Origin of the sequence: Flavobacterium akiainvivens, from assembly GCF_001278115.1 — a bacterium.
In the GTDB taxonomy this organism is placed as follows: Bacteria; Bacteroidota; Bacteroidia; order Flavobacteriales; family Flavobacteriaceae; genus Flavobacterium; species Flavobacterium akiainvivens.
On the sequence record NZ_LIYD01000005.1, the window covers coordinates 4,168,955 to 4,182,314 of the forward strand.

At 45.1% G+C, this 13,360-nt stretch carries 11 protein-coding genes; 8 read left to right on the top strand and 3 right to left on the bottom strand.

Features of this window, described 5'->3' with window-relative positions:
• Positions 1 to 24 precede the first annotated feature (24 nt).
• The gene (locus AM279_RS18730) at positions 25 to 1,203 is read left to right on the top strand and encodes a Pycsar system effector family protein (RefSeq protein ID WP_054409577.1); all 1,179 of its coding nucleotides are present in this window, start codon (positions 25 to 27) and stop codon (positions 1,201 to 1,203) included.
• Positions 1,204 to 1,213: 10 nt separating this feature from the next.
• Positions 1,214 to 1,600: a DUF1801 domain-containing protein gene (locus AM279_RS18735; protein ID WP_054410414.1), complete on the top strand. Its 387-nt coding sequence runs from the start codon at positions 1,214 to 1,216 to the stop codon at positions 1,598 to 1,600.
• A 118-nt stretch (positions 1,601 to 1,718) separates the two neighbouring features.
• On the opposite strand, the gene rsmG is transcribed toward AM279_RS18735, so the two are convergent.
• On the bottom strand, positions 1,719 to 2,354 hold the full coding sequence (gene rsmG / locus AM279_RS18740; RefSeq protein WP_054409578.1) for a 16S rRNA (guanine(527)-N(7))-methyltransferase RsmG: 636 nt from the start codon (positions 2,352 to 2,354) through the stop codon (positions 1,719 to 1,721).
• A 107-nt stretch (positions 2,355 to 2,461) separates the two neighbouring features.
• Here rsmG and AM279_RS18745 point away from each other — a divergent pair, with 107 nt between their 5' ends.
• The 3 genes from AM279_RS18745 to AM279_RS18755 all read left to right on the top strand — a co-directional run bounded on the left by AM279_RS18745 (position 2,462) and on the right by AM279_RS18755 (position 5,154).
• The gene (locus AM279_RS18745; RefSeq protein ID WP_054409579.1) at positions 2,462 to 3,556 is read left to right on the top strand and encodes a fatty acid desaturase family protein; all 1,095 of its coding nucleotides are present in this window, start codon (positions 2,462 to 2,464) and stop codon (positions 3,554 to 3,556) included.
• Between the two features lie 119 nt (positions 3,557 to 3,675).
• On the top strand, positions 3,676 to 3,954 hold the full coding sequence (locus AM279_RS18750) for a hypothetical protein (protein WP_054409580.1): 279 nt from the start codon (positions 3,676 to 3,678) through the stop codon (positions 3,952 to 3,954).
• Between the two features lie 12 nt (positions 3,955 to 3,966).
• Positions 3,967 to 5,154, top strand: a complete 1,188-nt coding sequence (locus tag AM279_RS18755) for a pyridoxal phosphate-dependent aminotransferase (protein WP_054409581.1) — start codon at positions 3,967 to 3,969, stop codon at positions 5,152 to 5,154.
• A 68-nt stretch (positions 5,155 to 5,222) separates the two neighbouring features.
• On the opposite strand, the gene AM279_RS18760 is transcribed toward AM279_RS18755, so the two are convergent.
• Positions 5,223 to 7,604 carry a GAF domain-containing protein gene (locus tag AM279_RS18760; protein WP_316948719.1) on the bottom strand — a complete coding sequence of 794 codons (2,382 nt, stop codon included), beginning with the start codon at positions 7,602 to 7,604 and terminating at the stop codon, positions 5,223 to 5,225.
• Positions 7,605 to 7,729: 125 nt separating this feature from the next.
• Between AM279_RS18760 and AM279_RS18765 the strand changes: the two genes are divergently transcribed.
• The 3 genes from AM279_RS18765 (at position 7,730) to AM279_RS18775 (ending at position 12,037) form a co-directional block, all read left to right on the top strand.
• Complete coding sequence (locus AM279_RS18765; protein WP_054409583.1) at positions 7,730 to 9,415, top strand: ABC transporter ATP-binding protein; 1,686 nt, start codon at positions 7,730 to 7,732, stop codon at positions 9,413 to 9,415.
• A gap of 74 nt (positions 9,416 to 9,489) precedes the next feature.
• Complete coding sequence (locus tag AM279_RS18770) at positions 9,490 to 10,146, top strand: metal-dependent transcriptional regulator (RefSeq protein ID WP_054409584.1); 657 nt, start codon at positions 9,490 to 9,492, stop codon at positions 10,144 to 10,146.
• A gap of 4 nt (positions 10,147 to 10,150) precedes the next feature.
• The gene (locus AM279_RS18775; protein ID WP_054409585.1) at positions 10,151 to 12,037 is read left to right on the top strand and encodes an Nramp family divalent metal transporter; all 1,887 of its coding nucleotides are present in this window, start codon (positions 10,151 to 10,153) and stop codon (positions 12,035 to 12,037) included.
• A 149-nt stretch (positions 12,038 to 12,186) separates the two neighbouring features.
• On the opposite strand, the gene AM279_RS18780 is transcribed toward AM279_RS18775, so the two are convergent.
• Positions 12,187 to 13,293: an MBL fold metallo-hydrolase gene (locus AM279_RS18780; protein WP_054409586.1), complete on the bottom strand. Its 1,107-nt coding sequence runs from the start codon at positions 13,291 to 13,293 to the stop codon at positions 12,187 to 12,189.
• Positions 13,294 to 13,360 lie beyond the last annotated feature (67 nt).

The following is a 13,360-nucleotide window of genomic DNA, read 5'->3' on the forward strand; positions in this document are numbered from 1 at the left end:
TTGGTGGTATAAAAATTTTCCTGCATGGATATTATTGAAAAGGCCGAGGCCCACGTGTTCAGCGTATTCAAAGATAAGCTATCTCCTGATTATATTTACCATAATTTTAACCATACCATGCGTGTGGTGCATGCGGCAGCAACCATTGCACAGGCCGAAGGGGTAAGTAAAGATGAGATGGAGCTGCTGGCGCTTGCCGCATGGTTTCATGACCTGGGCTATATAGATGGGGGCGATAACCATGAGGTGCGAGGCGGCGCAATGGCAAAGGCTTTTTTAGAAAAGGAAGGTTATGCACCTGAAAAAGCAGCTAAGGTAGCAAAGCTTATAGAGGCTACACAGCTGCATTATGACCCGCAGGATAATCTTGAAAATATTATTAAAGATGCCGATTGTGCACACTTTGCCGACCCCAATTATTTAGCAATAAGCGAGCTGCTGCGTGAAGAATGGCGTATAGTACAGGGGCAGGTTTTTAGCGATATTGAGTGGGCGGTGGCTAACAGGCTGCTGTTGCTGCACAAGCACCGGTACTACACTAACTATGCAAAAAATGTATTGCAGATACAAAAAGATGCCAATATTGCAGCATTACAGGAAGTGATTTACAACCTGAGTAATGCCAAGAAAAAGAAAGACAAAAAGAAAAAAGAAAAAGAGGAGAAGCAGGAACGGCCCGACAGGGGGGTGGAAACCATGTTTCGGGTAACGCTTAACAACCACACCCGCCTTAGCGATATTGCCGATAGTAAGGCTAACATATTGCTACAGGTAAACTCTATTATTATATCTATATCGCTTACAACGCTTATCCCTAAGTTAGACAGCCCCGGCAACAGCCACCTGGTTATGCCTACTTTTATCCTTATTTTGTTTACCACGCTGTCTATTATTTTTGCCATACTTTCTACAAGGCCCAAAGTTACCACCGGCACTTTTACGCGTGAAGATATTACCAACCGCAAGGTAAACCTGCTGTTTTTTGGCAACTTTTATAAAATGCCGCTTGAAGAGTTTGACTGGGCCATGAAAGAGCTTATGCGCGACCGCGACTACCTGTACAGCAGCATGATAAAAGACCTTTACTTTTTAGGAAGGGTGCTTAACCGTAAATATACCATGCTGCGTATTACCTACACCATTTTTATGATAGGTATTATAATATCGGTTCTTGCATTTGTAAATGCCTACAGGATGCTTTAAAACATTGCCTATGCAAACCATACCTGATTATAACGCCGCACAAACCGAAGCAGACAAAGCCATTTGCGATATTCTGTTTACCGAAATAAACCGCGCACTGCCGGAAGCCGAAAGTAAAATTTGGCACGCGCACCCCGTTTGGTTTTTAGACGGCAACCCTGTGGCGGGTTATAGCAAACTGAAGGGCAGCGTACGCCTGCTGTTTTGGAGCGGGCAAAGTTTTGACGAACCGGGCCTGCAAAACGAAGGCAAGTTTAAAGCCGCCGAAAAACGCTACACATCGGCAGGTGAGGTTGATACAACAGACCTGCAACGCTGGCTGCAAAAAGCCCGCAATATACAATGGGACTACAAGAACATTGTAAAACGCAAGGGAGTGTTAGAGAGACTGAAGTAATTGATGATTTGGTTATTTGTTAATCTGGTTATTTGGAAAAAAATATAATTCGGTTATTCGGTAATTCGATCTGTGTAGCTCACAAATAACTGAATTACCAAATTAACAAATAACCAAATTACCAGCTAACCTTGTATTTCATCGCCAAGTGCACCACCTTTTTGGTCTCAAAAAAGTCTTCTGAGAAATAGTCAGGCAATTCATAGATTGTAACCTTCTGGAAAACCGAAAGCTCTTCTGTTAAGTCGCCGCCTTTTAGGTATAAAATGCCGTTTGGCAGGGCATGGTTCTGGTCTTTTTTTACCTTGCCGCGCACCCATTTTACAAAATCAGGCATATTGGTAACGGCACGGCTTACAATAAAGTCGAACTCCTCATTAATGGTTTCGGCGCGTTTTTGCTCGGCGCGCACGTTTTTAAGGCCCAGGCCGTTTGCTACTTCCTGTACCACCCTTATTTTTTTGGCAATAACATCTACCAGGTAAAAATTGGTTTCAGGAAAAAGTATGGCCAGTGGTATGCCCGGAAACCCTCCGCCCGTACCCACATCAAGCACGCTTGCACCCGGCTCAAACGCCATAACCTTTGCAATGCCCAGCGAATGCAGCACGTGGCGGGTATAGAGCTCGTCTATATCCTTACGGCTAATTACGTTTATTTTGGCATTCCATTCTTCATACAGGCCTTTAAGCGCGGCAAACTGGTTTTTTTGCTCTTCTGTAAGATTCGGAAAATACTTAAGGATTTCCTCCATCGTTTTAAATTTTTGACAAAAGTAAGCAATTCAGTTGTCAATTTCCCGTTTAACATAGCCTGTACCTTAACATTAATAGTTAACTTTGAAGCCACATTATTAAGCACATGACCGTTACACCTCCTATATTTTCTAAAACCGACTCTGTAAAATTTTTCCGTACCCTCACCAAAAGGGTTAACGATTATTTTAAGGATAATAACATAAAAAGAACCGGCAACTGGAAACTGCACCTTAAAACGGTGGTTATGTTCAGCCTGTACCTGGCGCCTTATTTTGTACTGCTAACGTTAAATTTACCCTGGTGGGCGCAGCTGCTGCTTACCGTGGTTATGGGCGTGGGCATGGCCGGAATAGGCATGAATGTTATGCACGATGCCAACCACGGCTCTTACAGCAGCAAAACGTGGCTTAACAAGCTTATGGGCGGCAGTATGTATTTACTTGCCGGAAACGTAAACAACTGGCAAATTCAGCACAACGTGCTGCACCATACCTATACCAACATACATGGGCATGATGAAGACCTTGAGGCCGGGCGCATTATCCGCTTTAGCGAAAATGCTCAATGGCACAGGTTTCATAAGTTTCAGCACTACTATTCTATTTTCCTTTACGGATTACTAACCTTTAACTGGGCCATAACTACCGATATTAAGCAAATGCGCCGTTACATAAAGCGCGGGCTGAGCTATGGCGAGTTCCAGAGCCCTATAAAGCAGTGGACCATACTGGTTATTACCAAAATAATCTACATAGCCATCTGGATTGCCTTACCCATTATTATAGGCATTACCTGGTGGAAGGTACTATTAGGCTTCTTTGTAATGCACTACACCGCCGGGCTTATTTTGAGTGTGGTATTTCAATTGGCGCATATTGTAGAAGAAACCGATAACCCCGAGCCTAACGAACTGGGCGAAATGGAAAACACATGGGCCATTCACCAGCTGTACACCACGGCTAACTTTGCACCGAAGAACCGTTTTGTAAACTGGTTTACCGGCGGGCTTAACCACCAGATTGAGCACCATATTTTCCCTAACATAAGCCACGTGCACTACCGCAAAATTTCTAAAATAGTAAAGGAAACCGCACAGGAGCACAACCTGCCTTACCACGAGTTTAAGAGCATGAGGGGCGCCATAGCCGCACACTTTAAGCACCTTAAAGAACTGGGCATGCAGCCTGCAACGGTGTAGTTTTAAGGATATGTCAGCACCTTTTATATGTAATATTCTGCCGTTATTTTTATAACAGCCGTAAGCCTTGTTGTTAATAAGTACCGCAAAACAAACGCAAATGATATAAAAGCACTGTAATGAAACCTGTTATAGTTAATATTATAATTTCTATAATTATCTTTGCCCTGGTTTTTTACAGCCAGGCCGGTGTTTCTGGCGGAGATATGGCAATATTGCTTTTTACGGTTATGGCGGGGCTGGTACACATTACAATAGCTGCGCTTTATAATAAAACCGCTAAAAAAAGACAGGTATTGCCTATAGTAATGGCTATTATTGCCATGCTGGTTTTAGAGCTAATAACAGTACAGCTATTTGGGTTAGAAATAAACAGGTGGCTAAAACAATATAAATAACACAGATATAAAATGAACGCGCTTTCAGACAGGATCAACAACTTATCTACATCGCAAACGCTTGCCATGGCAGCAAAAGCCAGGGAACTTAAAGCCCAGGGTAAAGACATTATAAGCCTTAGCCTTGGCGAACCCGATTTCAATACGCCCGATTTTATTAAAGAGGCCGCCATACAGGCCATTCAAGATAACTACAGCACCTACAGCCCTGTAGACGGTTATGCCGAGCTTAAAGATGCTATTTGCCGCAAGTTTAAGCGCGACAACAACCTTGATTACAAGCCTGCAAACATTGTGGTTTCAACGGGTGCCAAGCAGTCGCTTTATAACATTTGCCAGGTTATGCTAAACCCGGGCGATGAGTGTTTGCTACCTGCGCCATACTGGGTAAGCTATGCCGAAATGGTTAAAATGGCTGAGGCAAACCCTGTTGAGGTCCCTACTTCTGTAGAGAGTGATTTTAAAATTACCCCAGAGCAGCTGGAAGCGGCCATTACGCCAAAAACCAAGCTGATGATGTTCAGCTCGCCGTGCAACCCAAGCGGTTCGGTTTACAACGAGGCTGAGCTTACTGCCCTTGCCAAAGTTTTAGAGAAATACCCTCAGATATATGTGGTATCTGACGAAATATACGAGCACATTAACTTTAGCGGCAACTTTTGCAGCATAGCTACCATACCGGGCATGTTTGACCGTACCATTACCGTAAATGGTGTGGCTAAGGCATTTGCCATGACCGGCTGGAGGATAGGCTATATAGGTGCCCCTGAGTTTATTGCCAAGGCTTGTACCAAAATGCAGGGCCAGGTAACCAGTGGTGCTAACAGTGTTGCGCAGCGCGCTACCATTACTGCCCTTGATGCCGACCCATCTGTTCTTAAAGACATGGTTGCTGCATTCCACAGCCGCCGCGACCTTGTAGTAGGCCTTATTAAAGAAATCCCGGGTATGAAAATCAACACGCCGGAGGGTGCGTTTTACGTGTTCCCTGATGTGTCTTCGTTGTTTGGTAAAACGCTAAGGGGTGTTGAAATCAAAAATGCTGACGACTTCTCTATGTACCTGCTTGAGCACGCTAACGTAGCTACCGTTACCGGAGATGCCTTTGGCAACCCAAGCTGCATCCGTTTTTCTTACGCCACCAGCGAAGATGTTCTTATCGAAGCACTACGCAGGATTAAAGAAGCGGTTACTGAATAGTATCTACAACATATTGCATAAAAAATCCCGCTCACAAGGCGGGATTTTCAATTTATAACGGGTTGACTTTACTTGCTTTCCGAAAGTTCTTTCAGGAGGTCCTCATACGTATAAGTGCCATCCTGGCGGTCGTTACCGCTGTAGTTAACCGATACCCGAAGTGCCTTAAGGCCGGTTACACCCTGCAGGTCTTCTACATCAAAAGTTTCAATAACATTGCCCAGCATACCCTTGTGCTGCAGGAACTGTATGTAGCGCCTGTATTCGGTTTCTTCTTTTTTCTGGGTATATACAATGGTTATCTTGCCTTTTTGGGTAATACGCTCCTTGGTGCCTTTTATGTTGCTTTTGTCAATACGCTTTTTAACCACCTCATAGCGGGCATTATAAGTGCCGTCTACATCAAAGCGTTTTTCATCCATACGGAAACGTATTGATATTGGGCTGCTGAACACCAGTATAAGCGATGTTACATCAAGCTCATAAGGCAGGCTGGGCTTTAGCTTGTAGTATTCGTTTTCCATTTCGCACATTACCTGCAACTGCCATAACCTTAGGTTGTTAAGATACAGTGGGCTGTAGGTGTGCTTGGGTGCTATACTGGCGCCTATGTACAGGTTATGCTCAACGCCATCGGTTTTAAAGCGCTCATAATAGTGCGGAAAGAAACTCTGGGCATCAGCCTGTTTCTCATCGAGCACATTAGCCATGTGTTTGTTTATAAGCCCCAGGGTTTCATCAAAATCCTTACGGCTGTCATACACCATTTTTATCTTGTTGTCCAGCGTTTTAAAGTAGGTGGCAATCTTGTCGTGCACCTCGCCGTTTGGCGAATCAAAATGCTGCAACACAGGGTGTACTTCATTTAAAATATAGCCCTGTACGGTAGCTTCAGTATCAGCCTTAAGTTCTTTTTTAAGGTCTTCCTCTATGCTTTCCAGTTCATAAATGTGCTGCTCAATAAGCGGTAGTTTTTCCTGCTTAAATATAAACCTGAACAGCTCCAGCAGCTTGGTTACCTGTAGGGCAAGGTCTTTTTCGGTACTTTCATTACGCGCCGTGCTGCTGCCTTTAACGTCTATCTGGCCATAAAGCGGGTATACCTCCCTAAACACGATTTCCTTGTAGGCATCGCGGTTGCTTTTGTTGCTTATGTGAGACAGCGCCTCTTCCCTGAATTTCCAGTATACACTGTGGTGTATGGCCGTATATTCATTTTGAATTATAGCGTCAATCTCATTTTGAAGCTCGCCATAATAGCGCTCAATAGTATCGGTAATAAACGGCAGCAAGTAGTCAAGCTTATTGGCATTTATACTGTTAAGCTCCTGCGGGCGGCTCGATACCATTTCTATAAAGCCATACAGCTTGTCGTTTTTAAGTACCGGTGCCAATATGCAGCTGCGTATGTTTTGAGACAGCAGGTGGTCTAAAAATTCCGACTCATCAGGGTTTTCATTCCTGTAGCGTTCCACATCGCTAATGATAAGGTATTTGCGCTTGGTAAGCATATCATCAAGCGTTTCGTTGCACAGTACGCTGTTGCATTCAATCTCGCTCTTATCAGTAAGAATATGGCTTTTTATATTGCCAAAAGGCGCTACGGTAAAAACGTTGTCTTCGGTATTAACTTCGGTAAAGCCAATACGCAAATCAGGTATTTTGTATATGGAGCGGAAAATAGACTCAATATTGCCTTCGGTAGTTTCATTAAAATCGTCATTAGCCAGCAGGTTGCCTTTCAGGTTGCTAATGGCGCTTTCGGTAGTAGCATCAAACAGGCTTACTATACCAAAGCCTTTGGTAATCCAGCTCCCTTCAGGGAATTTTTCTTTCCAAAGCTCAAGGTCGTCAAAATTGTCAATCAGCAGGTCTACATCTTCCTTTGTAAGCTTTACCGCTCTTTCGGTAGGTATAATATCCATAAAATCGGCATTATACAAAATGCGGTAGTGCCTCATTATGCCATCGGCATCAGGAATATCATAAAACAGCGGCGTGCTGAAATCAAGGTGGTAGCCGTAGTAAAAATTAAGCACCAAACAGCCGCAGAAAACATAAAACTGGTGGTCGTCAAAATTGCGTATAGACATACCAAAGTCTACACCGGCTTCGTTTAATATTTTGTCAAAACGGGCTGTACGGTTAAAGGTAAGGTTAAAAAACGGCATGGTGGCCGCTTTAATCTCGTTGTTGGTAAGTGCCGTGGGGAACAGGTCGGCCAGCAGGTTTTTAATAAGCTGCTTGTGTTTTTCAAGTAACGAAAAATCAGTAATCCCCTCGCGCAGCTCCGGAAACTGGTTGGCATGGTCCAGTAGTGCCTTTGCATAATCAGCCCTGTAGCCTTCTTCATTAGTGGCTATGTTTTCCAGTGTTTCCAGCACTCCGTGAAATGCTATAACCGGAAAAAGCGGGCTGGGTTTTTGTAATCCCTCTTCCATCTTCTTCATTGGATTTGTCAGTGCAAATGTACTAAAAAAACTAATGTTGTATACATAAGTATACGGAATGTAACTGCCTTTCAGATTGTAAGGTTTTGCTAAAAAACACAAAAAGTTTATGTAATTTTATCCGCATGAACCCACTGCTCAGCATCAGCCACGTAACCATTTCGGCCCGAAAGGAAGGCCAATGGCAGCCCATTGTAAAAAACAGCGATTTTGTACTGAACCAGAACGAAATACTGGGCATTGTGGGCGAAAGCGGCTCGGGCAAATCGGTCACTTCGCTGGCTATAATGGGGCTGTTGCCAAAAGGCATCCTTCAGGTAACCGAAGGCAAAATTGAGTTTGAGGGTAAAGATGTTTCGGCGCTAAGCCAAAAAGAACTGCGCAATTTGAGGGGTAATGATATTGCTATGATTTTTCAGGAGCCCATGAGCTCGCTTAACCCGTCGTTAAAATGCGGCTACCAGGTAGAGGAAATCCTAAAGGAGCATACGCAGCTTTCGGCAAAGGAAATAAAAGCCCGTGTGCTGGAACTGTTTGAAAAAGTAAAGCTGCCCAACCCTGCTGCTATTTACAACCGTTACCCGCACGAAATTTCAGGGGGGCAAAAGCAACGCGTAATGATAGCCATGGCCATTGCCTGTAAGCCCAGAGTGCTTATTGCCGATGAACCCACCACAGCGCTCGATGTTACCGTGCAAAAGGAAATAATACTGCTGCTGAAAGAGCTGCAACAGGAAACGGGTATGAGCATAATTTTCATATCGCACGACCTGGCGCTGGTAAGCGATATTGCCAACCGCGTTATTGTTATGTTCCGGGGCGATATAGTAGAGCAGGGCAGTGCGCAGGATATTTTTAGCAACCCGCAGCACACCTATACCAAGGCATTGATAAGTTCGCGCCCATCGCTTGATGTGCGCTTAAAACGCCTGCCTACCATACAGGATTATCTTAACGGCACCGTTCAGGAAATGGAAGTTACGCCTGAAATGCGGGCTGAAAAGCATAAAGCACTCTACGCCCAAACGCCACTGCTAGAAGTAGTGAATGTGGAGAAGGAATACCTGTCGTCTGCCGGGTTGTTTGGCAAAAGCCAGAGTTTTAAAGCTGTGAACAATGTAAGCTTTAAAATTTACGAAGGCGAAACCCTTGGCCTTGTGGGCGAATCTGGCTGCGGTAAGAGCACGCTGGGTAATGCCATACTACAGCTTGATAAGGCTACTGCCGGTAAGATTTTGTACCGCGGTGTAGACCTCACCACGCTTTCGCAGAAGGAAATACGCCAGTTAAGGCGCGAAATACAGATTATCTTCCAGGATCCTTATTCGTCGCTCAACCCGCGCCTAACCGTGGGCCAGGCCATTACCGAGCCTATGAAGGTACACAAGCTGTATGCTAATGATAAAGAACGCCGTGAAAAAGCCATAGAAATCCTTACTCGCGTAGGGCTGGGGGAGGAGCATTACAACCGCTACCCGCACGAGTTTAGCGGCGGCCAGCGCCAGCGTATAGGCATTGCGCGCACCATTGCCCTGCAGCCAAAACTTATTGTATGCGATGAGTCGGTTTCAGCGCTCGATATTTCTGTACAGGCGCAGGTGCTTAACCTTTTGAATGAATTAAAGGAGAATTTCGGGTTCACGTATATCTTCATTTCGCACGACCTTGCCGTGGTAAAATACATGAGCGACCAGGTGCTGGTTATGAACAAGGGGCAGATTGAGGAAATGAATGAGGCCGATGCGCTGTATGCCCATCCGCAAAAGGAGTACACTAAAAAACTGATTGCCGCCATACCCAGCCACGACTAAATTTAGGCTTGTCTAAAAATTATTTTTAATTTTGCAGATAATGTGTATATTTGTGCATATTGTATTGTTTGCAAATGACTTATTCTGAAGAAAATTACCTCAAAATAATATACCACCTTAGTGCCAATGCCCCAAAAGGAAGTATAACCACTAACGCCATTGCTGCCGAAATGGAGAGCAAGCCGTCTTCGGTTACTGATATGGTACAGAAGCTGGCCGATAAAGGGCTTGTAGCCTATAAAAAATACCAGGGTGTTTCGCTTACCGATGAAGGCCTGTTTACCGCACTTATGATTGTGCGCAAGCACCGCCTGTGGGAAGTATTCCTGCTTGAAAAGCTCGACTTTAGCTGGGATGAGGTGCACGATGTAGCCGAACAGCTGGAGCACATAAAATCTGAAAAGCTAACCAATAAGCTTGAGGAGTTTCTGGATTTTCCTACCGAAGACCCGCACGGTGACCCGATTCCTGACCGTAACGGCAAGCTGCCCAAGATGGATAAAAAACTGCTTAGTGAAATAGGCGTGGGTAAAAAAGTAATATGTGTGGGGGTTAAAGACAGTTCGTCTGCCTTTCTTCAGTATCTCGACAAACAGCAAATTGCCCTTGGTTCAGCCTTAGAGGTGGTATCTAAAGAAGATTTTGACCTCTCGCTGCAACTGCGTGTAAACGGTCGCGATGTGGCTGTTTCTAATAAAATAGCATCTAACCTTTTTGTAAAAACCGTATAAGCGCATGGCACCACACAGCAACAACCATTCGCTTGAAGAAGTACACGAAAGCGTAAGTGTAAACCAGGCCAAGTCGCCATGGAAAAAGTTCCTGGCATTTTTTGGCCCCGCCTACATGATTAGCGTGGGCTACATGGATCCCGGCAACTGGGCTACCGATATTGAGGGGGGCAGCCGTTTTGGCTACAGCCTACTCTGGGTACTGCTCATGAGTAACATTATGGCGCTTTTGCTACAGGGGCTTAGCGCAAGGCTGGGTATTGTAGCGCGACGTGATTTGGCACAGGCCAGCCGCGAAACCTACCCCAAGCCGGTAAACCTGTTCCTGTGGTTTTTAGCCGAGATTGCCATTGCCGCGTGCGACCTTGCCGAAGTATTGGGTATGGCCATAGGCCTTAAGCTGCTGTTTGACCTGCCCATGCTGTGGGGGGTGGGCATAACCATGTTTGATACCTTCCTGCTGCTGTTCCTTATGAACAAAGGCATCAAGAAAATGGAGGCGTTTATTATAGGGCTTATTGCCATAATTGGCCTTTCATTTTTAGCAGAAATGTTTTTTGCCAAGCCCGATATTGGTGAAGTGGTAACCGGCCTTGTACCCACCATGCCAAGCATGGAGGCACTGTATATTGCCATAGGTATTATTGGTGCTACGGTTATGCCGCACAACCTGTACCTGCACTCATCGTTAGTGCAAACCCGTAAGTTCGACCGCACGTTTCAGGGTATAAAACAGGCTATTAAATATAACCTGGTCGATTCTGTTATAGCGCTTAACCTGGCATTTTTTGTAAACGCCGCTATATTAATACTTGCAGCCAGTACGTTCTTTACCATAGGCCGCCACGATGTGGCCGATATTCAGGATGCACATAAACTTCTGGAACCTATGCTGGGTAACTGGGCGGCTATACTGTTTGCGCTGGCGCTTATTGCCGCCGGGCAAAGCAGTACCATAACGGGCACGCTTGCAGGTCAAATTGTAATGGAAGGCTACCTGCACCTGCGCATACAGCCGTGGGTGCGCCGCATTGTTACGCGCCTTATAGCCATATTACCGGCGTTTTTAACCATTGCCTATTACGGCGAAGAATCAGCCGGGAGTCTGTTGGTATTTAGCCAGGTGGTATTGAGTTTGCAATTGGGCTTTGCCATAATACCGCTTATCCATTTTGTGAGCGATAAAACCCGTATGAAAGAGTTTGCCATAGGCCCGTGGACAAAAGCGGCTGCCTGGGCCATAGCGCTGGTTATTGTGGGGCTCAATGCCCGCCTTGTATATGATGAATTACACGGTTGGATAACCGAGACCGATAACCCTGTGCTTATTTGGGGTGTTGTAGTGCCCGTAGTGGCCTTTACCGCGGGTATGCTGGTGTATATAGCCATTGAACCGTTTGTGTTGAAGAGCAGGGCTAAAAATACGCCCGGCCTGCACCTTACACCTGCCGTGCTGCATGAGCTGCCTGAGCGCCACATGTACCAAAATATTGCCATAGCCCTTGATTTTAGTAAAACCGACAGCCAAACGCTGGCTTCGGCATTGCAGCTTGGGGGCAGGGGCGCAAACTATACCCTTATGCATATTGTAGAAACCGTTGGCGCTATGGTGCACGGCGAGCAGGCACAGGATTTTGAAACCAATACCGATAAAGAATTTTTAGAGCGCTACAAGCAAAGTTTACAGGAACAGGGATACAAGGTTTCGGTACAGCTAAGCTTTGGCAGCCCCAAAAAGCAAATACCAAAAATCATTAATGAAAATGGCACTTTTGATATCCTGATACTGGGTGCACATGGCCACAACTTCTTTAAAGACCTTATTTTTGGCACTACCGTAGATGCTGTTAGGCATAAGGTTAAAATACCGGTGCTGATTATTAAGGACTAAAAATATGGAAGAGAATATACCAGAATGGCATAAGGACATTGTTTTAAACCGAATGGCTAATGCTAAAGAGGAAGATTACGTAGACTGGAATGAGGCTAAGTTGCGAATCAGGCGGCACAATAACAGGTTGAAAGAATAAAAAATCTGTGTCATCCGCGTTCCATTGTTTCCCACCACTTCTCAAAAATAATATCCTGCTCCAGGTTAACCAGCTGCCCAATCAGGGGTGTAATCAGTGGCATGCCCTGTTTTTCAGCCTCAGCGCTTACACGGATAATAGGTTCATCCCAGGCGTGCAGGGCAAGTGCAAATTTTGCAAAGTGCACCGGCATCAGCTTTTTGGTACGTAGTTCCTGCGCGGCGGTAACCACTTCTTCGGGCATCATGTGTATGTGGTGCCAGTATTCGTTATACTGCCCGCATTCTAACAAAGCCAGGTCAAATGGGCCGTGCTGTTCGCCAATGGTTTTAAAATGGGTGTCATAACCGCTGTCACCGCCTAAAAACAGTTTATGCGTTGGTGTTTGCAGTACAAAGCCGCCCCACAGGTATTTATTGCGTATAAACGTCCGCCCCGAAAAATGCCTGCCGGGCACTACAGTGGCCGTAAAGCCGTCTTTAAGGTTAAGAACATCATTCCAGTCGCCTTCCTGAATAATAGCGGCGTTATAGCCCCAATATTCCAGGTGTGCGCCGTTGTCAAGGCTAGTCACTACATTTTTAACCTTTGGCTTTAGCTTAATAACGGTATCATAATCCAGGTGGTCCCAATGGTCGTGGCTAATAAACAGGTAGTCAATTTCAGGCATGTCTTCTGCCTTGTAAATATCGCTGCCTTTAAATGCCCTTGTTGTGGCTGCAATAGGTGAAGCATAGCCACTCAGTACCGGGTCAATTAGTATTGTTTTGCCATCTATTTGTATAAAGTAAGACGAATGCCCAAACCACACCAGCAGGTTTTGGTTGGGGTCAAGGTTTTTAAGGTCATGCTTTTGCGATGGTATAGGTTGCGAAGGCTTGTTACGCTTATCCCTCCCAAAAAAGAATTTTACGAATACTTTAAACATTGTGGCGCCTTCGCTCAGGTTGGGTGTGTAGCTTTGGTTCTGGAACTCGTTATCCCGATAATGTGGTGAGGCCAGTATGTGCTGCAACCTCTGGCCCTTAGCCTTTTTGCCAAATTTTGGATGTTGAAAGAAAAGATAAACTGCTGCAATAAGCAATAGTAGTATAGAAAGTAGTATGTATAGAAACATTGGGTAGTAAATATGCTATCAAAAGTATGTAAAAAGTAAATTGAAAGATTTACCAAATGGCAATAAA